At 44.5% G+C, this 24,756-nt stretch carries 19 protein-coding genes; 3 read left to right on the top strand and 16 right to left on the bottom strand.

The features are described 5' to 3' along the window. Positions 1-34: 34 nt before the first annotated feature. The 10 genes from fliJ to ACMXYU_RS02565 all read right to left on the bottom strand — a co-directional run bounded on the left by fliJ (position 35) and on the right by ACMXYU_RS02565 (position 10,508). Positions 35-478: a flagellar export protein FliJ gene (gene fliJ / locus ACMXYU_RS02610; RefSeq protein ID WP_415900067.1), complete on the bottom strand. Its 444-nt coding sequence runs from the start codon at positions 476-478 to the stop codon at positions 35-37. Next, on the bottom strand, positions 475-1,875 hold the full coding sequence (gene fliI / locus ACMXYU_RS02605) for a flagellar protein export ATPase FliI (RefSeq protein WP_415900066.1): 1,401 nt from the start codon (positions 1,873-1,875) through the stop codon (positions 475-477). Before fliI ends, fliJ begins: the two co-directional genes overlap by 4 nt. Next, positions 1,868-2,629 (bottom strand): FliH/SctL family protein, encoded by a 762-nt coding sequence (locus tag ACMXYU_RS02600; protein WP_415900065.1) that lies wholly within the window; start codon positions 2,627-2,629, stop codon positions 1,868-1,870. Before ACMXYU_RS02600 ends, fliI begins: the two co-directional genes overlap by 8 nt. A gap of 11 nt (positions 2,630-2,640) precedes the next feature. Next, complete coding sequence (gene fliG / locus ACMXYU_RS02595; protein ID WP_415900064.1) at positions 2,641-3,654, bottom strand: flagellar motor switch protein FliG; 1,014 nt, start codon at positions 3,652-3,654, stop codon at positions 2,641-2,643. After that, positions 3,647-5,275 (bottom strand): flagellar basal-body MS-ring/collar protein FliF, encoded by a 1,629-nt coding sequence (gene fliF / locus ACMXYU_RS02590; RefSeq protein ID WP_415901091.1) that lies wholly within the window; start codon positions 5,273-5,275, stop codon positions 3,647-3,649. Before fliF ends, fliG begins: the two co-directional genes overlap by 8 nt. Before the next feature lie 66 nt (positions 5,276-5,341). Further along, positions 5,342-5,695: a flagellar hook-basal body complex protein FliE gene (fliE, locus tag ACMXYU_RS02585; RefSeq protein ID WP_415900063.1), complete on the bottom strand. Its 354-nt coding sequence runs from the start codon at positions 5,693-5,695 to the stop codon at positions 5,342-5,344. Positions 5,696-5,865: 170 nt separating this feature from the next. Next, positions 5,866-6,495, bottom strand: a complete 630-nt coding sequence (locus ACMXYU_RS02580) for a 3'-5' exonuclease (RefSeq protein ID WP_415900062.1) — start codon at positions 6,493-6,495, stop codon at positions 5,866-5,868. Positions 6,496-6,501: 6 nt separating this feature from the next. Next, entirely contained in the window at positions 6,502-8,331 is a 1,830-nt protein-coding gene (locus tag ACMXYU_RS02575; protein ID WP_415900061.1) for a putative nucleotidyltransferase substrate binding domain-containing protein, read from the bottom strand. Positions 8,332-8,413: 82 nt separating this feature from the next. Next, on the bottom strand, positions 8,414-10,216 hold the full coding sequence (locus ACMXYU_RS02570; protein WP_415900060.1) for a sodium:solute symporter family protein: 1,803 nt from the start codon (positions 10,214-10,216) through the stop codon (positions 8,414-8,416). 31 nt (positions 10,217-10,247) lie between these two features. Then, a complete protein-coding gene (locus ACMXYU_RS02565) occupies positions 10,248-10,508 on the bottom strand; it encodes a DUF4212 domain-containing protein (protein ID WP_415883411.1) in 261 nt (86 codons plus the stop codon). 326 nt (positions 10,509-10,834) lie between these two features. Between ACMXYU_RS02565 and ACMXYU_RS02560 the strand changes: the two genes are divergently transcribed. After that, positions 10,835-14,782, top strand: a complete 3,948-nt coding sequence (locus tag ACMXYU_RS02560; RefSeq protein ID WP_415900059.1) for a NahK/ErcS family hybrid sensor histidine kinase/response regulator — start codon at positions 10,835-10,837, stop codon at positions 14,780-14,782. A 68-nt stretch (positions 14,783-14,850) separates the two neighbouring features. Here ACMXYU_RS02560 and ACMXYU_RS02555 read toward each other — a convergent pair whose 3' ends face one another. The 6 genes from ACMXYU_RS02555 to fliS all read right to left on the bottom strand — a co-directional run bounded on the left by ACMXYU_RS02555 (position 14,851) and on the right by fliS (position 22,361). After that, entirely contained in the window at positions 14,851-15,516 is a 666-nt protein-coding gene (locus tag ACMXYU_RS02555) for a response regulator transcription factor (RefSeq protein WP_415883409.1), read from the bottom strand. 156 nt (positions 15,517-15,672) lie between these two features. Further along, positions 15,673-17,625, bottom strand: a complete 1,953-nt coding sequence (acs, locus tag ACMXYU_RS02550; RefSeq protein ID WP_415900058.1) for an acetate--CoA ligase — start codon at positions 17,623-17,625, stop codon at positions 15,673-15,675. Between the two features lie 220 nt (positions 17,626-17,845). After that, positions 17,846-19,219 carry a sigma-54-dependent transcriptional regulator gene (locus ACMXYU_RS02545; protein WP_415900057.1) on the bottom strand — a complete coding sequence of 458 codons (1,374 nt, stop codon included), beginning with the start codon at positions 19,217-19,219 and terminating at the stop codon, positions 17,846-17,848. A gap of 10 nt (positions 19,220-19,229) precedes the next feature. Further along, positions 19,230-20,333: a sensor histidine kinase gene (locus ACMXYU_RS02540; protein WP_415900056.1), complete on the bottom strand. Its 1,104-nt coding sequence runs from the start codon at positions 20,331-20,333 to the stop codon at positions 19,230-19,232. Between the two features lies 1 nt (position 20,334). Then, entirely contained in the window at positions 20,335-21,768 is a 1,434-nt protein-coding gene (locus ACMXYU_RS02535; protein WP_415900055.1) for a sigma-54 dependent transcriptional regulator, read from the bottom strand. Between the two features lie 188 nt (positions 21,769-21,956). Next, positions 21,957-22,361, bottom strand: a complete 405-nt coding sequence (fliS, locus tag ACMXYU_RS02530) for a flagellar export chaperone FliS (protein ID WP_415900054.1) — start codon at positions 22,359-22,361, stop codon at positions 21,957-21,959. Positions 22,362-22,568: 207 nt separating this feature from the next. Between fliS and pseB the strand changes: the two genes are divergently transcribed. Continuing rightward, positions 22,569-23,570 carry a UDP-N-acetylglucosamine 4,6-dehydratase (inverting) gene (pseB, locus tag ACMXYU_RS02525; protein WP_415900053.1) on the top strand — a complete coding sequence of 334 codons (1,002 nt, stop codon included), beginning with the start codon at positions 22,569-22,571 and terminating at the stop codon, positions 23,568-23,570. A 3-nt stretch (positions 23,571-23,573) separates the two neighbouring features. Beyond that, positions 23,574-24,728, top strand: coding sequence for a UDP-4-amino-4,6-dideoxy-N-acetyl-beta-L-altrosamine transaminase (gene pseC, locus ACMXYU_RS02520; RefSeq protein ID WP_415900052.1), 1,155 nt, complete (start codon positions 23,574-23,576; stop codon positions 24,726-24,728). Positions 24,729-24,756 lie beyond the last annotated feature (28 nt).

The raw sequence follows: 24,756 nt of genomic DNA, 5'->3' as shown, positions 1-24,756 counted from the left end.
TGCCTGATTTTAATAAAGCAAAATGGAGGCCAATCTAGATAAAAGGGGTTTTTATAGCTTGAGAACGTTCATCTAGTTGCTTTTGCAAAGCTTTCTCTTCTTCTTGAAGCTCACTCTCAACAGCTTTATCTGTCAGCTTTTGTAAACCTTTGACTCGAGCATAAGCCGCCTTCCAGTGCTGCTCAACTACATCTAGCTCTCTCCGATTTTGCTCCATCGCTTTTGCCTGAGCAGACTTAGCATCTTGGATTTTTTGTAAAAAAGCTTGCTGCGTATGTAACTGAGCACCTGTACACCCTTCTGTATGCGCACCTAAATAATTTTGCTGATAATCTGCAACATACTCTTCAAGCTGAGTCATCGTTTTCTGATCTTGCTCCACACGCTGACGACTGGCAGCCAAAAATTGATCTGCTTGTTGTTTTTTTTTCTCAGCCAAATCAAGAACTAGTTTCAAGCGCTTAGAACGTTTGCTCATTTTTGTAACCCGTTAGTTACAGTAGGTCTGCGCAACTGTTGTTGCTGTTGTTGATCTGCATTAGGTGTTGGGGGCGCAGTAAGAACCATAACCATCTGCTGCATAGACTGCAACAAAGGAAACGCCTCACTAATGCCCTGCCTCAAATAGGCATTCATTGAGGGCAAATTATCCATAACAAAGTCAGTGTCAGGATCACTTCCTTTCACATAGGCACCAACATTAATCAGATCTTCATTTTGCCTATATTTTGAGTATAGCTGTTTAAATCGCATCGCCATTTGTAAGTGGTCAGGCTCAACTATCTGCGGCATAGCTCGACTGATAGAAGCTTCGATATCGATTGCAGGATAATGCCCCTGTTCAGCCAAACGACGGGACAATACAACATGCCCATCCAAAATAGCCCTTGCGGAATCTGCTACAGGATCCTGCTGATCATCACCTTCTGTTAAAACTGTATAGAAGGCAGTTATTGAGCCACTTCCGGCCTCACCATTACCGGCTCGTTCAACCAATTTTGGAATTTTAGCAAAAACAGAAGGGGGATAACCTTTAGTTGCTGGCGGCTCACCTACCGCTAACGCAATCTCACGCTGCGCTTGAGCGTAACGGGTCAACGAATCCATCAACAAAAGGACATTTTTACCTTGATCTCGAAAGTATTCAGCAATTCGAGTAGATAGCTGGGATGCTCTCAAACGCATTAGAGGAGAGTCATCTGCGGGTGAGGCCACAACAACAGAGCGCTTTAGACCTTCCTCGCCTAAACTATGCTCGATAAACTCTTTAACTTCACGACCTCGTTCACCGATCAGCCCAACCACAATAATTTCGGCCTCTGTAAAGCGAGTCATCATACCAAGTAGTACAGATTTACCCACACCACTACCGGCAAACAATCCCATCCTCTGACCACGACCAACAGTTAACAAACCATTAATAGTTCGGATACCAACATCAAGTGTCTGCTTTATAGGGTCTCTAAGTAAAGGGTTGATAATTTCACCAGCCAAACCCGTTTCAGCTTCAGGTTGAAGAGGTCCTTTTCCATCAATCGGCTGGCCAACACCATTCAACACCCTGCCTAGCAGACTCATACCAACAGGCACTTTTCCAGAAGAACTAAGGGCAATAACTTTAGTACCTGACTGCAACCCTTCGATCGGATATAGCGGCATTAAATAAATACGATCACCAGAGAAACCTACGACCTCTGCTTCAATCTGCTGATCTTCGGAAAGCTCTATATAACAACATTCACCAACAGCACATTTAATACCAACAGCCTCAATTGTCAGACCGATCATCCGGGTAATTCGGCCTTCAATCCTAGGTTGAGGTTTATCTAAGTGATCTTTTTGATATCGAGATAAGCGACCCAGTAACTCACTCATGTGATTGTGCCGAATCAGATTCAACGCTTGAAAGGAACTGCTTAACAACCGTAGCGAAATGCTGATCTAAATTATACTCCACCACAGTACTCACAGCTTGAAGCTCATAACTCCCCTGGGAAATATTGTCATCCACGACACATTCAAGAACAACACCAGGTATTAAAAGCATTTGTTCTAAGTAAGACAAGTCGTCTTTATGCACTTTTGCAGTTACTGTACCTAGAGGCTCTGGCACACTTCGCAAGGAGTGCTGAATGGAGTCTAAAAGCAACTCTTGTCGATTAGATAACTCTGCTCCAATTGTCGCCTCCGCCAGCGAAACAACCATATCAACAAGTTGCTGCTCAACAGCTTCTGTTTGCTGTTTTAGAGGTAACTGAAATTCCGTCAACATATTACTAAAAAGAGCCTGAAGGCGTTGAACCTCAGCCTCTCCTTGCTTAAACCCCTCTTGATATCCCCGCTCTTTACCTTCTTCAACCCCTTTAACGCGACCTTCTTCAAGACCTTTAAGGCGCCCCTCTTCAAGACCAGCAGCCAAGCCTTCGATACGCGCAGTTTCTCGAATTTCTTCTAGCTCAGCTAGAGTGATTTTTTCTGCAGCGATAACCTCTTCGACTACGGTCACTTCGACAGGATCTTTTTGCTGCAAGCCGACAACATGCTGACCTGCAACCTGCGGCAACTCCCAACCAATAAGCTTAGAAGCCTGTTCAGCCTTAATGCGCTTAAAAACTTTATTATCAGACATACGCACTTAGCCTAGAGCATCTCTTCGCCACCGCCGCCAAGGATTATTTCACCCTCATCAGCCAGACGGCGAGCTACAGTCAGAATTTCTTTCTGCGCTTCTTCAACCTCAGACACACGAACCGGACCTTTAGCTTCAAGGTCATCACGTAGCAATTCAGAAGCACGTTTAGACATATTACGGAATACTTTCTCTTGCAGTGCAACATCTGCACCTTTCAAAGCAACAACCAGAACATCCGTAGACACTTCGCGGAGTATCGCCTGAATACCCTGATCCTCTACATCTTGCAGATTCTCAAAGACAAACATCAGATCCGAGATAGTGGTAGCTAGATTTTCATCACTCTCTTTAATCCCTTCCATCAACTCGGCTTCAATACTCGAATCGATAAAGTTCATAATGTCAGCAGCATTTTTAATACCACCAAGAGTCGCAGAACTTGCACCACTTGCGCCAGCAAATTGACGCTCAAGAATATCATTTAGCTCTTGCAATGCTTGCGGCTGAATACGATCTAAAGCCGCAACACGCATCAAAATATCAAGGCGCTGCTTATCATCAAAGAATCCAAGCACACCCGCAGCCGCATCTGGCTCGAGGTAAGCACAAACAACGGCCTGTATCTGAGGGTGCTCGTAGCGAATAATTTCAGCAATTTGACGAGGCTCCATCCAGCGCAAAGTATCTAGACCAGATGTATTTGTGCTCATCAGGATACGATCAAGGAGGGTTTTAGCTTTCTCTTCACCCAATGCCTGATTAAGCATAGAACGAATATAGATATCATTGTTAATGCCAATACCGGTCTGGTCGCTTACCAACCCCATAAAGTCACCAACAACAGATTCTACCTTTGTTTGTGGAATATTATTCAGTTGAGCCATCGCTTCACCAATCATCTGAACCTCTTTAGGGCCCATATGTTTCAGGATTTCAGCGGCATCGGCCTCACCTAAGCTAATCAGAAGTATGGCAGCTTTATCGATCTCACTGACTTCCCCCTGATTTGCTTCATCACTCATCGTCACCTACCCATTGCTTCACAGCCTGCGCAACACGCGCAGGATCTTCCGCAACCATACTACGAATCGCGTTCAACTGATAATCAAAGCTTTCATTTGGAGTTGGCAATAGTCCATCATCACTACCAAAAGTTACCGAATCAGAAGAAAAATCACCGCCATCAAGGCCCTCTAATTCTGCAGACACTTCACCCGCAGCACCCAAGCCAGCAACATTACCTGCAGTGCCAGCTGATGCTAGGTTTTTAAGGATAGGACGTAAAATACCGAATACTAGAACCAGAACAAACACCGCAGCCATAACTTGTTTAACAATATCCCAGATCCACTCCTGTTCCCAAAGTGGCACATCCTCAGTAACGATTGGCTGCTCAGGAACAAACGGTGTATTTACAACATTCACACTATCTCCACGGAGCGCAGAATAACCTACCGCATCCTGAACAAGAATACGCAGACGTTCTAACTCATTCTGCTGCCACGGTGTGCGCTTAGCATCACCTGTTGACGGATCAACACTTGATAAGTCATCAACCACAACTGCGACGGTTAAACGACGCACGCGACCTTGCTGATGTTTGGTATAGCTAATAGTACGATCTAATTCAAAGTTACGCGTCGCTTGTTTACGAGAAGAACCCGGCGCACCGTTGTTGGCCAACACGCCCTCGCCTGATGCTTCTTCAGGTACACTGCTCGGCCCAGGAGGCTGATTAGACAATGCGCCTGGCACACCGACTGGTGCAGCACCACCAACCCTTGACTCATCCATTGTCTGCTCACTACGAAGCGCTGGAAGATCAGGGTTATATAATTCGTCAGTTTGTTCGACTGCTGTAAAATCAACATCTGCTGACACTTCTGCACGGAAGCGCCCCATACCTACAACTGGCTGAAGGATACTGTTTACACGGTTGAGCATCGTTTCTTCTAAATTACGCGTGTACTCCAATTGCTTAGCAGCTAAAACAACATTAATGTCTTTATCACGCATATTTAGTAAACGGCCGCGCTGATCCACAACCGTCACATCTTTAACGTTTAACGCTGGAATACTTGAAGCCACCAAGTTAGCAATAGATGCAACCTGATCACGCTCTAGTTGACGCCCAGAGAATAACTCAAGGAATACAGATGCTGTCGGCTTACGAGTATCACGGATAAAGACAGTATCTTTTGGAATAGCTAAGTGAACACGCGCATTGCGCACAGCAGTCATACTGGAAATTGTCCGAGCCAATTCACCTTCAAGACCACGACGATATTTTGTCGTTTCCATGAACTGACTGGTGCCTAGGCTTTGCTCACGATCTAGAATTTCAAAGCCCACTGTTTTATCAGCAGTAAAACCTTCGGAAGCAAGCTTAAGTCTAGCCTGATGAACATATTCATCCGGAACCAAAATAGCTCGGCCATCTGCATCAAACTTGTAAGGAACATTATAAAGGCGGAGCTGCTCTATAATCTGGTTAGCATCAGAGAAATTAAGATTACTAAATAGAACACGCTGGTCTGGCTTTTGCGACCACAAAACAACAGCAAAACCAATAGCGACACTTGCCGCTAGACCAACCATCAAACCAATCTGCCTAACAATACTTAGCTTATTAAAGCCAAGCATTGGGCTTCCGCTTAATGTTTCTGCGCTATCTGCCACTGCCACTTATCCCATTAATTCTATTTATTGTTAGATTGGCATCTTCATTACGTCTTCATAGGCTGTAACCAATCGGTTACGCACCTGAGTCATCGCTTGAAACGAGACTGAAGCTTTTTCTGCAGCGATCATAACTTGTGGAAGATCGATCGTTGGATCTCCCTTCTCATATGCAACCGCCATTTTTTTGGCATCCGCTTGAGTTTCACTCACTGCGTCTACCGCATTCTTTAAAATATCACCGAAACCTGTACGATCAGAGGGCTTAACAACGCCTGGCTCAGAGACCATTCCCGACATCATTTCTGGAGATGCACTCTGCACTTGAGTCTTAATCGTTCTCATCTGCATTAGCACACTATTTATGTCAGCTCTATCTACCATAACCACACCCAACGGCAATTTATTGACATTATAAACAGTCAATTTACTTCATCAAGGCAAAAACCAAGAATAGCACGACATTTTTTTGTCTATTTATGCTTGATTTTACTTTTCATGTATAGATAAAAGCAAAAAACGGGCCAATGGCCCGCTATTCTTTTGACGTCTAATTAATAATGCGCTTCTGGTGGATCTCCATACTTAAGACGCACATACATCAACGCTACAGTTAGAGCATCGCCGATAGCGGTATGCCTCTCGAGCATTGGTATATCTAATTTTTTGGAAATCGTATCAAATCGTAGATCGACATTTCCGCCAACAGACTTCCATTTAATAATATCGTGATAAACGTGGGATAACTCAATCGCCTTATTCGGCAAGCCGAAACCAAATTGCGGTCGAATGAATTTATCCAACATACGGATATCGTAGTTAACGTAGTAACCCAGAATTGGACGATTTCCGACAAACTCTAAAACCTGCTCTAAGGCATCTTCAATATCGATACCTTCAGCTAAATCACTTTCACGTATCTTATGAATCTTAATAGACTCACCCGTCAGCGATTTAGGTGGCTTAAGTTTAATATCTAAACGATCACTCGTAAGAACCTTTTTACCTTTGATCTTAACCGCACCAATCGAGACAATTTCACCCTGCTTCACATCGAGACTAGTCGTTTCACAATCTAAAGAAACAACCTCATCGCCGTCGTAAGCATCAAACAGGTGAGCATATGGACCAGATTTATGGTCATGCTTCTCTTTTATTCTTCTTACCGCTCTGGGTATGATCATCAAAACTTACCCTCCAAGGTGGTATCTAAGCTCGAGGTGCTTTTTAAAGCCTTTAACAATATGTAACGCATCTCGTAGCAGCTCTCTTTCAAGCTTATCTAAGGACTGCAAATCAATAATATTCGGGGTTTGATCATGCCCCGTTTCACTGCTTTCCATACGCTTAACTTGCTGTCTTAATCGAAGGCTAATAAATAGACTCAAAGCCTCCGCTATCTCTCTACCATGTTTTTCTTTAAGCTGACCAAGCTCAGTCAAAGCCTCTATACGCTCAAAGGTATTTGTCACTTTGATGCGATGCTCTAGAGCTATTGTTCTAATCCCATGCACAATTGGGAAAATTCCGCCCTTTTTAATATCCAACTGACCTTTATCTTTTAAGTTACCAAAGAAAGTCAGAGGCGTATCAAACTCAAGAGAAGCTTTAGCGAAATGAGAGAAGAAGACATCATTATTACGTAGATGTCTCATAAACCAGTTTCGGCTAGCTTTAAAGATAGCTGGGTTACCTGCTACAGGCTTAGCATCAACAGCAATAGCTAGATTCATCTGCGAATCGCCATCACATCGATCAGCCCAATCACCTAACATTTGCGTCCAGCCACCCAGAGATTTAACCCAATCAGGATTCGATACCATGATGTTACCCGGGCAAGGAGGAAAGCCAAATTCGATCAAAGTCTGACTAAAACGATTCAGTGTTTCAGTCATCTCAGGCCAAACCAAACCATCCCTATGAATAATGGCGTTATCCTGGTCTGTTTTCATGATCTGCTCACCACGCCCTTCGGAACCCATCACTAACAGACACACATGCGGCTGCATATCACTTGGGATCATGATATTGAATAACTTAGCAATAATACGGCCGTTCATCGCGGCCAATAGATCCATCACAAATCGAGTTTTAACACCTTGTGATACAAGCGCCTTAATCAAATCATCCAAGCCTTTTTCAGCTTCTTTTAGATCTTCAACCGTTTGTGCGCGCTCGATTCGTAAACCAATCACATGAGAATGACTGGAGAAATAACTCAATACATCTGTCAGCTCAACAATGCCTGACATTTCTCCGTCTTTCATCACAACTACACGCTCTATATGCTGCTGAGTCATTATGATCAAAGCGTTAAACAGATAATCATCTGGCTTAACAGTGATTAAGCGATAGCTCGCGATTTCTGCTAAATCAGTATCCATCGCCAATTCATTAACCACCACAGCATCCAATAGATCCGTGCCGGTCACCATTCCGTAACGATTGCCACGTTTTACCAGAATACAATCCGCCTTTTTCTCACGCATAAGCAGAGTTGCTTCACGAATGGATGTACCTTCAAGGATAACCAGCGGTTCACGCACTAAACCATCAGAGACTTTGGCCAACATAAATTCGGCCATGTCCTGCTCTTTGCCGTGTTGCTGAACGATCTCCGTTTTAGCTGACAGGTTTTGCTGGAAGTAATCAGCAAATAAGCCGTTTGTAGACATAAGATCTAAAAGGATCTTAGTCGGTAAAATATGACAGATAGTCTCTTCTTCGGCGATAAAGTTGTGAATTGCTTTACCCCGAATAGCAGACCAACCGCCAAAATAATCCTCATTGGTATAGTGAACAAAAACATGTTCAGGTGTATCACTTCCCTCTTCCTGAACTTCGCTCTCCCCTACCTTTCCTTTAAAAATAACAAAGACACCTTCGGGCTCTTCACCCGCCGTCATGATGTACTCGCCTTTTTGGTAGTAACCAATATCTAGGCTTGAACGGAGTAAATCTTGCTCTTTCTCATCCAGTAAACTGAATGGCAAATTTGTCATTTTGAAAGAATCAGGCATTTCCAACATCCTCTTTGTAGGAAAAAGAAAAGGGCGCTCCAACCTACGCTGGGCGCCCTTTTTTAGATTTATCTAATCGATCTTAGTGATCGTGAGCAGCACCAGCACCACGTGGGATACGTAGATCTTCTACGATATCCTGGATTTCCTGTGGTGGTTCTTCAGTCATGTTGGATACTACGAAACCAACGATGATGTGAAGGATCGCACCTACAGTACCGAAGCCACCTGGAGAGATACCCATGATGTATTCAGATGGAGTACCGCCACCGAATGCGAAGTAGTACATGTAGCACATAGTAGTGATAAGACCTACTAGCATACCTGCAATCGCACCTTGAGAAGTGTGACGCTTCCAGAAGATACCCATGATGATAGCTGGGAATACGGACGCACATGCCAGACCGAAGGCTAGGGCTACAACCTGTGCCACGAAGCCTGGAGGGTTGATACCGAAGTAACCTGCGATACAGATTGCCACGATAGCAGCTAGACGAGCGTACATAAGCTCTTGCTTATCAGAGATATTTGGATTGATGGTTTTCTTCATCAAGTCATGCGAGATCGCTGTAGAGATTACCAACAGCAGACCTGCTGCAGTTGATAGTGCCGCAGCTACCGCACCAGCTGCTACCAGAGCAATTACCCAGTTTGGAAGCTGAGCGATATCTGGGTTAGCTAGTACCATGATGTCACGGTCTACGTATACTTCGTTAGCGAATGGCTGTTTAGCCGCATCAAACTCAGCATCTGTTTTCGCATTGCTAGTTAGACGCTGGCCGTATTCACCACGCTCTTCAGTGAACGCAGGTTTCTTAGAAGTGAATGCACCACCTGCAGCGTACTGCACTTTGCCGTCACCGTTACGGTCAGTCCAACCTAGAAGACCTGTATTCTCCCAGTTCTTGAACCATGCAGGCATTTCAGTGTACGCAGTACCTGTACCGTCAGCACCGTTAATAGTCTGGATAAGGTTTACACGACCGAAACCAGCTACACCAGGAACCGCAGTGTAAAGCAGCGCGATGAAGATTAGTGCCCAACCAGCAGATAGACGAGCATCTTTTACGCGAGGTACTGTGAAGAAACGTACGATTACGTGTGGAAGACCAGCAGTACCACACATCAATGCAACTGTTAGGAAGAATAGATCGATAGTCGATTTCTTACCGTCAGTGTACTGATGGAAGCCAAGATCTACTGACAATTGGTCGAGAGTAGCCAATACAGACATACCACTGTCCAGAGTCGCACCCAAACCAATTTGTGGTAGGAAGTGACCTGTTACCTGAGCAGATAGGAAGAATGCTGGTACTGTGAACGCAAGAATCAATACAACGTACTGAGCAACCTGAGTATAAGTAATACCTTTCATGCCACCTAGTACAGCGTAGAAGAATACGATCGCCATACCGATAACTACACCAGTGTTGATGTCAACGTGTAGGTAACGAGAGAATACGATACCAACACCACGCATCTGACCAGCTACGTAAGTGAAAGAGATTACGATAGTACAAACTACTGCGATTGTACGTGCAGTAGAAGAGTAGTAACGGTCACCGATGAAGTCAGGCACTGTGAACTTACCAAACTTACGTAGGTAAGGTGCTAGCAATAGCGCTAGTAGTACGTAACCACCAGTCCAGCCCATTAGATAAGCAGAACCGTCACGGCCAACGAAGGAAACCAAGCCAGCCAGGGAGATAAACGATGCAGCAGACATCCAGTCAGCAGCAGTCGCCATACCGTTAGCAACCGGTGGTACACCACCGCCCGCAACGTAGAATTCTTTAGTCGATCCTGCACGCGCCCATATCGCAATACCGATATATAGCGCAAAGGAGCCGCCTACAAAGAGAAATGTTAAAACGTCGAGACTCATAGCAATGCCGTCCTAATAGAAATTATTATTGTTATTCGTGAACGTCATACTTCTCGTCAAGCTTGTTCATGCTGAACACGTATGTCCAGATCAAGATGACGAATACGAAGATTGACCCTTGCTGGCCGAACCAGAAACCTAGTGGGAAGCCGAAGAACGGAATCGCATTAAGCTGTTCGACAAACAAGATCGCGCAGCCGTAGGAAACTACGAACCAAATCGCGAGGTGAGTCATAATGATGCGCAAGTTTTCACGCCAGTAGGCTTGCGCCTGCTCATTACTGATTGACATAACACCATCCTTATTTTTGTTATTTAAAAATTGGTGAAAATTTAAGACTGTAAGAGACTAACAAACAGCGCAGCCAAACAAAGCTAAACTTTAGTCGACTCAACTTTCCTCTAAGCTATTAAAAAATCGCTTCAAAGCGCCGTATTACGGCATTTTCTCGATATTGAGTAGTAAAAGGCCACTCAAGACTCTAGACAAAGGTATTAACACTGCCGACCCTAATTTAGAAAAGCCATAGCTACACCATTCAGACAATTGTTGGGTTCCTGTCAAAATTAAGTAAACTAGCTACACATCTGTTTTTACTATTCACTAAGGAATGCAAGATGCTTTCTGGCTGGTCGATAATTCTTATTTCATTCACCTACCTTGGCCTTTTATTCGCCATCGCACACTACGGTGATAAAAGCGCACAAAAGAATGATCGCATTATCAGCAGACCGATTATCTACTCCCTATCTCTTGCCGTTTACTGCTCTTCGTGGACTTTTTACGGCGCTGTAGGGCGCGCAACCACCAGCGGCTGGGAATTTCTTGCGACCTACTTAGGCCCTGTCATTGTATTTATCTTTGGTTGGCGCCTGATCGAGAAGATGATTCTTATCAGTAAGCAGCAGAACATCACAACAATTTCAGACTTTATTTCTTCCCGATATGGCAAAAGCCAAGCCTTAGCAGTGCTCGTTACCATCATTGCGGTTACAGGCACTATGCCTTACATCGCCATGCAGCTTAAAGCGGTGGCAATCAGTTATAACGCGCTTACACCTGGGACAGAAGAAGTTATCAGTAAGGGTAGTGATACTGCTCTTTTCGTAGCGATTGTCATGGCGATCTTCGCCATACTATTTGGTACTCGGCAGATTGATGCCACAGAACACCACGAAGGCCTAGTCTTAGCGGTCGCCTTTGAATCCATCGTCAAACTTACCGCATTTATTGCGGTAGGCATTTTCGTCATGTTGGAAGTTTTTGATGGCTTTGAAGACCTCGCTTACAACATAGCCACTCAGCTTAATAACAATTCCAATTACTCGTCATTTCTAGACGACAGTTTTTTGACAGAGATATTACTCGCCTGCGCAGCGGTAATCTGCTTACCACGGCAGTTCCACGTAACAATTGTAGAGAACACCAATACAGGCCACTTAAAACTAGCTCGCTGGCTGTTTCCGATCTACCTAATCCTTTTAGCAATCTTTGTACTACCTATCGCTACGGCAGGCATGCTGTATTTCGAGAACACCAGCGTTGATGCAGACACTTATGTTTTGATGCTACCCCTAGCTGCAGACTATAAAGAGCTCGCCACCTTTGCTTTCATTGGTGGCCTGTCAGCATCTACCAGTATGGTTATTGTTGCCAGCATCACCTTATCCACAATGGTCTGTAACGACATCGTGATGCCACTACTTTTCCGTATTTCTTGGCTTCGTTTATCCGACACTAACGATGTCGGCGCACTCCTACTCAAAGTCCGTCGAATCACCATCATGTGCTTAATGATTCTGGCGTACTTCTACTATCGAATTTTGGGTGAACAATCCCCTCTCGCCTCATTCGGCCTACTTGCTTTTGTTGCAGCAGCACAATTCCTCCCAGCGATTGTTGGTGGCATATATTGGAAGGCGGGGTCTCGTCACGGAGTACTTGCAGGCTTAACAGGCGGATTCCTTTTATGGCTATACACATTAGTACTACCATCATTCAGTGAAGCAGGCTTGCTTGGCCCCGAATACTTAAATAACAGCATTTTTGGGATTGAGTGGCTAAAACCCACTCAGCTATTCGGCATCGAAGGCTTGGAACCTCTAACTCACGGCGTTTTCTGGTCCCTATTCTTCAATACCGCGCTGTATTTCTTAGTCTCTAAATATACAAGCTTGCGCCTTGTTGACCGAATTCAAGCAAGCGCCTTTGTCGATGTTTACAACAAAGATTTAACCGAAGCTACACGCCAATATGGGCAGGTAACAGTCGGTGATCTACAGATGCTAACAGAGCGTTTTTTAGGCATAAGCAGAACCCAACATTCCTTTACTGGCTTCGCATTGCAACATGGAGAAGAACCCCCTTTATCAGGCGATAAAGCGACCCCTGAATTAGTGCAATTTACTGAACGTCTTTTAGCCGGTGTAATTGGTGCATCTTCCGCGCGTATCGTCTTAGCCTCAACTTTACGCGGCAAGGACATGCATATCGGCGATGTCGTAACCATTGTTGATGAAGCTTCACAGGCACTGCGATTCAACCGCTCACTCCTGCAATCAACCATTGAAAACATCAGTTTAGGTATCAGCGTAGTGGACCAGCAAATGCGACTTGTTGCCTGGAACCGCGTATACGTGGAGATGTTTGATTACCCTGAAGGCCTCATCTGCGTTGGCCGCCCGATCGAGGAAGTGTTTCGTTATAACGCCATGAAAGGCGAATACGGCCCAGGCAACAACGACGAACAAGTGACTAAACGCTTAAAAGTCCTGAAATCAGGTAAACGACATAGTTATGAGCGTTTCCGCCCGGACGGCACCGTTCTTGAAGTACGTGGTAATCCAATGCCAAATGGCGGCTATGTTAATACTTATATGGATATCACCAACCATAAACATGTCGAAGAGGCACTAAGGGAAAGCGAGCAGAACATTAGAATCTATACCGACAATGTGCCAGTACTGATTGCTTATCTCGATCCAGAGAGACGCTACCTGTTCATCAACAAAGCCTATGCTGACACCTTTGGCCTTGATCGCAATACCATCTCAGGCCAACCTTGCTACAAAACGATGTCTGAAGATGAGTATGAGCTCAGGAGCCCTTACATTACTGCGGCACTCGCAGGTAAACGCCAGCGTTTTGAAACCACACTCCCAAGTGACAGCGGGCAACCCCGCTACGCAGAAGTAAAATACATTCCGCACATTGGTGAATATGGCGATGTATTGGGTTACTTCACTCTCTACCAAGACATCACTGAGCGTCGTAAAGCTGAGCTAGCGCTAAAGGAAACTAATGAAACACTAGAACAACGTGTACGCGAGCGCACACATGCACTCTCTGTTGTTAACAAAGAGCTACGAAAAGAAAACACGATTCGCTCGCTAATGGAGGATGAGCTTCGCCAAGCCAAGTCCGATGCCGATGATGCAAACCTCGGTAAAACACGCTTCCTAGCTTCAGCAAGCCACGACTTACTACAGCCATTAAACGCTGCACGATTATTCACATCTGCATTAGCTCAACAAAGCCATAGCGATGAGACCAGCCAACTCGTAGAAAACCTTAATGGCTCACTTACCGCTGCTGAAGAACTAATTACCGCGATCCTAGATATATCCAAACTGGATGCTGGCGCTCTTGCACCATCCATTACGGATTTTTCTCTGGATGATATGTTCAGTGCGTTAAATACTGAATTTACCGCAGTCGCCGATAAAAAGTCGCTGAAGTTCCAAACTGTACAATGCAACAAGGTTGTACGCTCGGACCAACAGCTCCTAAGACGAATCATCCAAAACTTCCTATCGAACGCTATGCGCTATACACAAGAAGGCAAGATCCTTCTTGGCTGTCGTAGACGTAAAAACATGCTGAGAATCGAAGTCTGGGATACAGGCGTAGGTATAGCTGAAGACAAAATCAAAGAGGTCTTTGAAGAGTTCAGACGTATCGATAACCCTAAGCACTCTCAGGTACAAGGCCTAGGCCTCGGGCTTGCGATTACAGAACGAATTGCTCGCATGCTGGGCCACAAGCTTAATGTACGCTCTTGGCCAACTAAAGGCACCGTATTCAGCGTAGAGATCCCACTTGGCGACAGCACTAAAGCAGTTAAACCAAAGCCTGAAAAACGCGGCTGGATTCGCAGCAAGGGTTTAAATGGCATTCGAGCAATAGTGATCGACAACGAACCTAAGATTCTAGAAGGTATGTCTGCATTACTTAACGGCTGGGGCTGTGACGTTAAAGTCGCCCTTTCTTCGAAAGAAGCAACTGACATTGTCAAATCAGAGGAATTCCAGCCAGAGATCATTCTAGCTGATTACCACCTCTCTGAAACGCTAACAGGCATTATGGCACTAAATGACCTTGCTCCACTGCTGGAAAAACCAGTGCCAAGCATCGTTATTACGGCTGACCGCACTGAAGAAGTGAAGAACGAAATCCAAGATCACGGATCGCAATTATTAACCAAGCCTATTCGCCCTGCGGCATTACGAGCAATGATCAATAAAACCATTGCAACAGCTCGCGCCAGCGAAGCTGAAAACGAATAATCCACAGACAAATAGAACCAACAAAAAAGGCGCCATAGGCGCCTTTTTTAAAATCTTATTCTTGAGCATTACTCAAGATCAGTTTTAGGTGGTTCCACACCTAAACGCTGAGCAGCAATCACTGCTTGAGTACGACTATGAACACCCAGCTTACGTAAAATAGCTGTTACGTGCGCTTTGATTGTCGCTTCAGAAACGTTTAACTCATAAGCGATCTGCTTGTTTAACAAGCCTTCTGTCAACATCGTCAGCACTCGGAACTGCTGAGGTGTTAATGCAGACAATGCAGCAGCGAATTTCTGATCATCTTCGCTTACATCACCTAAGTTATCAGCCACTTCTTGAGGCAGCCATTCTTCACCTTCAAGCACAGCAACAATCGCTTCTCCGATCGTTTCCAGAGGAGCCGATTTCGGGATAAAACCAGAAGCACCGTAATCAATCGCACGCTTCATCACATGCGGCTGCTCACTGCCAGATACAACCACAACTGGAATCCCCGGGTTTTGACCACGCAAAAATACCAACCCAGAAAAGCCATTAGTGCCTGGCATATGAATATCTAATAACACCAAATCTGCATCTGAGTGCTGATCCACGGCTTCCTGCACTGCAGCCAACGAATCCGCTTCGATTGTTTCTACACCAGGCATAGCCTGAGTAACAGCCTGTTTCAAAGCTGCACGGAACAACGGATGATCATCTGCAATAATAATTTTTTGTGCTAACTGCATGCGTTCACTTCCCCCTTAAGAACCCTGTGACGAACGCCAACCGTTAATGAACGGTTAATCCAGTGAAGAGAATACCACTATAAAACAAAAAACTCCCGCAAGTCTCGGGTAATCCGCGACTTACAGGAGTTTTTTCAGACTAATTTATAAGAAAAATTAGTCCTGACGGTTCATGCGGTTTTCAATTAGGTCATCTACTACAGATGGATCTGCAAGTGTAGAAGTATCACCTAAAGCACCGAAATCATCTTCAGCGATCTTACGAAGGATACGGCGCATGATCTTACCAGAACGAGTCTTCGGCATGCCTGGCGCGAATTGAATCAAGTCTGGAGATGCGATCGGACCGATCTCAGAACGTACGTGCATACGCAGCTCTTTAAGCAGCTCGTCAGACTGCTCGAAACCAGACTGTAGAGTTACGTAAACGTAGATGCCCTGCCCCTTAACTTCGTGCGGGTAGCCAACTACTGCTGCTTCAGCAACCGCTTCGTGAGCTACTAGTGCAGACTCAACTTCCGCAGTACCCATACGATGTCCAGATACGTTGATTACGTCATCTACACGACCTGTGATCCAGTAGTAACCGTCTTCATCACGACGACAACCATCACCAGTAGTGTATACACCTTTGTATGTAGAGAAGTAAGTTTGGATAAAGCGCTCGTGATCACCCCAGATAGAACGAGCCTGAGATGGCCAAGAATCTTTAATTACTAGGTTACCGTCAGTCGCACCTTCCAACTCGTTACCATCAGCATCTAGAAGTGCTGGCTGAATACCGAAGAATGGACGAGACGCAGCACCTGGCTTAGCTGCTGTAGCACCTGGCAGAGGAAGAATCATCATGCCGCCAGTTTCAGTCTGCCACCAAGTATCAACGATTGGGCAACGACCCTGACCGATAATACGGTGGTACCATTCCCAAGCTTCTGGGTTGATTGGCTCACCTACAGAACCAAGGATACGTAGTGTAGATAGATCAGAATCACCTAGTACATCTTCACCTTGCTGCATCAAAGCACGGATAGCTGTTGGCGCAGTGTAGAATTGGTTAACTTTGTGTTTTTCGATAACGCGGCCGAAGCGGCTGTTATCTGGGTAGCTTGGAACACCTTCAAACATTAGAGAAGTTGCACCGTTAGCTAGTGGTCCGTATACGATGTAAGAGTGACCAGTTACCCAACCTACGTCTGCAGTACACCAGTAGATATCGCCTTCTTTGTAATCGAAAGCGTACTCGTGAGTCATGGAAGCGTAAACCATGTAACCACCAGTAGTGTGCTTCAGACCTTTTGGCGCACCAGTAGAACCAGACGTGTAAAGAATGAACATTGGATCTTCAGCGTTCATCTCTTCAGCAGGGCAATCAGCAGATGCTTCAGCTACTAGATCTTCGTACCAAACATCAACATTGCTATCCCAAGCAACATCTTGCTCAACGCGCTTAACAACGATTACGCTTTCAACATGCGCTTTAGCTGCATCATGTTCCAATGCTTTGTCTACGTTTGCTTTAAGTGGAACAGACTTGCCCGCACGTAAAGAGTAGTTAGACGTTACAACAACTTTAGACTTCGCACCTTCGATACGAGCTGCTAGTGCTTCAGGAGAGAAACCACCAAATACGATAGAGTGGACAGCACCAATACGAGTACATGCCAACATAGCTACAGCAGCTTCTGGAATCATAGGCATGTAAAGAGTTACAACATCGCCTTTCTCTACGCCACGAGCTTTAAGAGCGTTAGCAAATTTACAAACGCGCTCATGAAGATCACGGTAAGTGATATTTTCAGATTCGCTTGGATCATCACCTTCCCAGATGATAGCAACCTGATCACCACGAGTTTCTAGGTGGCGATCAAGACAGTTATGAGAAGCATTCAACGTACCATCTTCGTACCAACGAATATCTACATTGTGCGGATCGAAAGTGGTGTTTTTAACTTTAGTGTATGGCTTAAACCAATCCAGGCGCTTACCTGCTTCACCCCAGAATGCATCCGGATCGTTAACTGATTGCTCATACATCGCTTCATATTTTTCGTTGTCGATGTGCGCGTTTGCCGCAATCTCCGGACTTACTGGATATACCTTTTCACTCATCGTGATGCCCTTAGCTTGATTGTTTTAGTTCTAAAATAACCCCAGATCGCTCTACTCTAATATTATTATTCTACGAGACAGTTTGAGGCTTTATATCAGTACCTAGATTTATACAGAAGGGGTAGCAGGGCTCTGAATTAGACATTGGTATATCCGGTGTAAGACCTTAGTCTCTACAAGCTTTTTTTCAGGGCTCGAAAATGAGCTCTTTTCAAGCCTTCTAACGACCAAGTAATTTATCTAAGTCCAAACCTTGTTCACGCATCTTAGCCAGCTTGTATCGCAGAGTACGCGGGCTTATCCCGAGATTTTCCGCCGCCTCTTTACGACTTCCGTGCGTCGCTTTTAAGGCATCAATAATCAGCTGAAATTCGCGCTGCCGAACGCCCTCGCCCAACTGTCCTGAAAGATCTTCATCTTGAGCAGTTTGTTGACTCATGTCAGGTACAGCTGCCTCCGAAATATCTTCAGGATTAAGCATAAGGTCCGCAACACCGATCTCTGTACCGGATTGAAGTATCAAAGCACGCTGTACAACATTGTCTAATTCTCGAACATTACCCGGCCAAGAATAATCGGTCATCAAACGCTTAACATCATCAGACAAGGCGACGGATGTACGCTGCATTTTCTGGCAATACTTACTAAACAAGCGCTCAGCTAATGGCACAATATCCGCCGAACGCTCACGCAAAGGCTTCCATTGCAATGGGAATACATTCAGGCGATAAAAGAGATCTTCTCGGAATTTACCTTCGGCAACGTAGCTATCTAATTTACGGTTTGTGGTAGCTAATACACGCACATTGAGTTTGATAACTTTACGTCCACCAATACGCTCTACTTCTTGCTCTTGCAGCACGCGAAGTAACTTTGCCTGCAAACCAAGATCCATCTCTGAGATCTCATCCAGCAATAAAGTACCGCCATCAGCCTGTTCAAACTTACCGGGTGCACTCGCATAGGCCCCCGTAAAAGCCCCTTTCTCATGACCAAACAAGGTGGCTTCAAGCATATTTTCAGGGATTGCCGCACAGTTAATTGCAATAAATGGTTTTTTAGCCCGTGAAGAGTGATTGTGGATATATTGAGCCAACACCTCTTTACCCGTACCGGACTCTCCAGAGATCAGTACAGTAGAATCTGATGCAGCAACACGACGCGCCAACTGCAGCAATTGCTGACTGCTAGGCTCTTCAGCAATTGGCTGCTCCATCTCACTTGTGACCGTTTCCCCTACCGCAAATCTGCGCACTGACGAGATTAAGGCTTCGGAATCAAACGGCTTCATTAAGTAATCGACAGCACCGGCTTTGATGGCCTCTACCGCTTTGCTTACTTGCCCAAAAGCAGTAATCAACATGACCGGCAATGCAGGGTAAGTTTCGTGAATCTTATCTAACAACTGATGCCCATCCATACCCGGCATATTGACATCGGTTACTACCATAGCCACCTGCTGACGCGTCAAAATATCCAAAGCTGTTTCAGCATCCTCTGCTTCCAGATATTCAAAACCCGCCAATTCCAATGTATCGCAAAGTGCTTCGCGTAACTCGTTATCGTCTTCAACTATTAATATACGATTAGCCATTGCAGATCTTTTAACCCTCATCCGAAGCAGACGTTATAGCCGGCAAAATTAGACTGGCAACTGTTCCCTGACCCGGCAGAGAATTAAGTAAAAATTGACCATGATGAGCATGCGCTACAACTTGAGCTACAGCTAAGCCCAATCCTGTACCATGGGATTTGGTGGTATAAAATGGTTCGAGCGCACGCTTCAATTCATCTGCGTCCATTCCTGGCCCTTGGTCAATTACATCAATGCGCAATTTTCCCTCCTGATCAGCAACACGAACCATCAACTCAGCCCCTTTACCGCAAGCTTGCAAAGCATTCTCAATCAAATTACTACAAACACCTAAAAGGGCTTCTTTATTACACTGCAAATTATATTCGGGCACAGTGTTCACACAGTCACAATCAGCATCGTAGTTTACTAATGGCACATCAAGCATATCTTCTAGTTCAGCCATCAGTGCTTTAGAGCTTACCTGCTCATCCAAGCGCATTTCACCACGCGCAAAAATTAACATATCCCTAACTTGCTGCTCTAAATTAGTCAGGCGAGATTTGGCTTTAGAGGCAAATTTCTGACGCTGTTCTTGTAATAGATCAGGGCGATTCAGATGATCAACATAGAGCAAGGCCGCCGAAAGAGGCGTTCGAATCTGATGAGCAAGCGACGCCATCATCCGCCCCATTTCAGATAGACGCTGATAATGAGAAAGACGGCCCTGAAGGAGACGAGTTTCAGTCTGATCCGTCAAAACCACTAACTGACCCGGTTCGTTATCCATCGCTCGCGTCATCAAACTAACTTTACGACCATCTTTTAATGAGACTTCATGACCATCATCATTTTGAGGAGCAAAGCTACGTTCAATTATCTTAAACCACGGCTGTCCTTTGATAGGAGAACCCAACAAGTTCTCGGCTACCGAATTAACTTCAGAAATCACCCCGGAACCATCAATAATAACGACACCAACAGGCATCACGGATAATAGATGTTGAAAGCGATCATTCAGCTGTTGGCTATTCTGGCTTTTAGTTGCTTCAAGTTGAGCCAATTTTGCTTTACTAGCAGACAGTTCACTCTCTAATTGCTCTATGCGCTGTAGATAATCTTGTTCACTAGACATATTACTTACGCTGCATCCCATATTTACGCATTTTCTCTACCAAAGTAGTCCGTCGGATATTTAACGTCTCCGCAGCTCGCGCAACCACATTGTCATTTACAGCAAGCGCTTGTTCCAATAACCGCTGCTCGATCGTTTCCAAATGCTTTTTAAGATCAATACCTTCATCTGGAAGCTTATCCAGTTCCAAAGTGTGAGGGATGCCAACTCCTTCTACTGAAACAGCATTTTCGGCTTGCTCATATGCTTGCTCATATAATTCAGGATTTGGCTCAGGAACATTCTGGAATTTAGATGGCAGCTCAGAAACACCAACCACGCCGTTCGGGTAAAGGATCGCCATACGCTCAATTAAGTTGGAAAGCTCGCGCACATTGCCTGGCCAAGGATGCAATTGCAGAGAGATGATCGCGCTATTTTGAAAACGCACCGAATCCAAACCTTGCTCAGGAAGACGACGCGACAACTCTTCCAAAAGCAGATGCAGATCACCTACTCGCTCCCTAAGCGGAGGCATTTCTATAGGAAAAACATTCAAACGGTAATACAAATCTTCCCTAAACTCGCCCGTTTCGATCATCTCTTCCAAGTTTTTATGCGTAGCAGCGATCACTCGAATATCAGCGTCTAAGGTTTTGGTTCCACCAATACGCTCAAACTTTCGCTCCTGCAGTACTCGAAGTAACTTAACCTGCATAGGCAACGGCATATCGCCGACTTCATCAAGGAATAGCGTACCACCTTGAGCCAGTTCAAAACGTCCAGGCCGGCTAGATACAGCTCCAGTAAATGCGCCTTTTTCGTGACCAAACAACTCACTCTCAAGAAGGTCAGCAGGAATTGCCCCACAGTTAATTGGAACAAATGGTCCATCTTTGCGCACAGAGTGATCATGCAGGCTTCGAGCAACAACCTCTTTGCCTGTGCCAGACTCACCAGTAATCAATACATTTACATCTCTTCCAGCCACTTGAGACATCGCTCGCCTGACTTGCAACATTGGCTGGCTGACACCCACCAATCCAGAGAAAAGGTCTACTTGTCCAAGTGATGCATCACCCGCTTGCAAGCTAAACAACTGCGCTCGATGCAAACAATCTAACAACTGCTGATAATTAAACGGAACAGAAAGCTGTCCAACCACACATTGACGCAAGGAATCGGGCAGTTCTGCAACCTCTGACCACTCGTCCAACGTCACAACAGCAATAGAGTCAAACTTATCTTGAAGATCTTTAACAAGCTTTTCTAAAGAGATAGGTAGCTGACTTTGACCTAGCAGCACTAAACTGACCTGAGCTTGATCAATATCACTACTTGATTGAAACCAATCAACAAAACCGCAAAATTCACACGGTTGATCGAGAAAAGAAAAAGCGGAACTCAAAAGCCCCCGCCGACTTAGATCATCATCTATGACTAAAACCGAAGACATGCCTAACCATTATTAAAAGCTACTTGTTAATAATGGTAATAATTAACCCCTGACGAAAAAAATGTCAATAAAATGTCACGAAGATAAAAGCAAAACGCTTCAGTTATTTTTTTGACACAAAAGACACCCATGAACAAAAAAGGCCGCATCTCTGCGACCTTTTTTGTAATTACCAACAGCATTACTACTTAACTTTCACCTATTTGAATATCATTCGGCATCTCAGACCACCCCTGTCTGATTTCCAACATTAGATTCATCACTTCCTGGACCTTTTCAGCATTATTCTCTCGATTAGCTTGCATAACAGAGCGCAACATATAGTCATAAAGTCCATCTAAATTTGCAGCAACCTCTCCCCCCTCTTCAAGGTCAAGACTTCCGCGGAGACCTACTATAATCTCGGAGGCCTTATTAAGATGCTGAGTTCTGTCTTCAATACTATCTCGCTCTATTGCTCCCTTTGCCTTTGCGAGCGCCCCCATGGCACCATCGAACAACATAGAAATTAGCTTGTGAGGACTTGCAGTTTCTATAGTCGCACGCAGATCAACACTTTGATACTGCTTAAGGGCATTTAAATTAACAGCCATGCAAACACCTTAAAAATTAGTTTAAGTACACTTTATTATACTGAATAGTCGGCACAAAGAGAGCTTCCTTTAATGATCTTGCGTCTGATAAGCTACAATTCATTAGACCTTTTATTCCGTAAGCCATTCAAATCAGGGCTAAAATATTCATTAATGCAGAAATATGGTCGATATAAATATTAAGTATTCATTTGGATAGACAACATAATGTTCGATGATCAATCAATACTCATTACTGGTGGAACAGGCTCATTCGGCAGAAAGTACACAGAAACTCTTCTAAGCCGATTCAAGCCCAAAAAAATCATTATCTATTCAAGGGACGAGCTTAAACAATTTGAAATGCAGCAAGAGTTCAATGCCCCGTGCATGCGTTATTTTATAGGTGACGTCCGCGACAAGGAAAGATTGAGGCAAGCAATGCAGAATGTAGACTATGTCATTCACGCAGCTGCTTTAAAACAAGTACCAGCCGCTGAATACAATCCAACAGAGTGCATCAGAACCAACATCCACGGCGCAGAAAATGTTATTCGTGCTGCTTTAGAAAATGACGTTAAAAAAGTTATTGCCTTATCCACTGATAAGGCAGCAAACCCCATCAACCTTTACGGGGCAACAAAACTAGCTTCTGACAAATTATTTGTAGCAGCAAACAATATGGCCGGCGGGCATCCTACTCGATTTAGTGTTGTGCGCTATGGTAATGTAGTAGGTTCACGGGGATCTGTCGTTCCTTTCTTCAAAAAACTTATTGAAGATGACAACAAAACACTACCTATTACTGATACAGACATGACGCGCTTCTGGATCACTCTACAAGATGGCGTAGATTTTGTTCTAACAAACTTTGCAAGAATGAGTGGCGGTGAAATTTTTGTGCCAAAAATACCGTCCGTACGCATCACCGATTTAGCCAAAGCTATGGCACCGAACCTTAAACAAGAGATCATTGGTATTCGCCCTGGCGAAAAGGTCCATGAAATCATGTGCCCTTCTGATGACTCGCATCTCACACTTCAGTTTGACGACCATTTCGTTCTTCGCCCCTCAATTATTCTTAATGATGTCAACAATGACTTCTCGACCAATAACCTTGGAGAGGTCGGTACCCCTGTATCCCAAGGCTTTGAGTACAATTCAGGCACTAATGAAGAATTTCTGAGCATAAAGGAAATCCAAGACCTCAATAAAAAGCTGGGCTTCTAATCAATGATTCCTTATGGCACACAAGATATTACACAAGAAGATATTGAAGCCGTAACCAAAACTCTCAAGTCAGCTTTTTTGACTCAAGGCCCGAAAGTTTCTGAATTTGAAAGCTCAATAGCGAATTATTGCGGTAGCTCCCACGCTATAGCCACAAACAGCGCGACCTCCGCACTGCATATTGCTTGCCTTGCTCTAGGCCTATCTAAAGGAGATCATCTATGGACTTCCCCAAACTCCTTTGTAGCCAGTGCTAATTGCGGTCTATATTGTGGTGCAAGTGTTGATTTTGTCGATATTGAACTGACACATTTCAATTTATGCCCAGACGCACTCAGACAAAAATTGATCGAAGCCGAAAAACTCAATCAGCTCCCTAAAATTTTGGTCGTTGTCGATTTTGCAGGCGAACCTTGTAATATGGCAACGATTAGCAATCTAGCAAAGCAATATAACATTAAAGTCATTGAAGATGCATCTCACGCCATTGGCTCAAGATACCAAAATATAAGAACCGGCTCAGGTGAGTATAGTGACATTACTATTTTCAGCTTCCACCCAGTCAAAATCATTACGTCTGGCGAAGGAGGATGCGCTGTAACTAACGATCAGACTTTAGCTAAAAGAATGCGCTCGCTCATGAGCCATGGAATTACCAGAGACTCTCAATTGCTCAAGAATAACGATGGACCTTGGTACTATGAGCAGCAAGACCTCGGCTTTAATTACAGAATGACAGATATCCATGCAGCTCTAGGCCTAGAGCAACTAAAACGTATAGATCAATACATTAAAACACGACATGCCATAGCTGATCATTACGAAGAACTTTTATCCGACCTACCAATACAACTCCCTTCAAGGCGGAAAACAAGCCTCTCATCTCTTCATCTGTATCCCATACAGCTCCAAGATGATACTCCCATTGACCGTTTAACACTTTTTAATCAACTACGTGAAGACGGCATTGGCGTAAACGTTCACTATATTCCCATTCATCTTCAGCCATACTACAAGAACTTAGGTTTTGCTAAAGGTGATTACCCAAATGCCGAAAAATATTACGAAAGAGCGATAACCATCCCTCTTCACCCTAAGCTATCTCAAACAGAGATCGCATATATCAGTGATTCTTTACATAAGTATCTGAAACCGTAGTATTCTTGTTATTGAGTTATCGTTACAA

Origin of the sequence: Neptuniibacter sp. QD48_11 (assembly GCF_047778095.1) — a bacterium.
Lineage (GTDB): Bacteria > Pseudomonadota > Gammaproteobacteria > Pseudomonadales > Balneatricaceae > Neptuniibacter.
The sequence above is the reverse complement of the archived record's forward strand: the minus strand, read 5'-3'. Positions and strand labels throughout refer to the sequence as shown.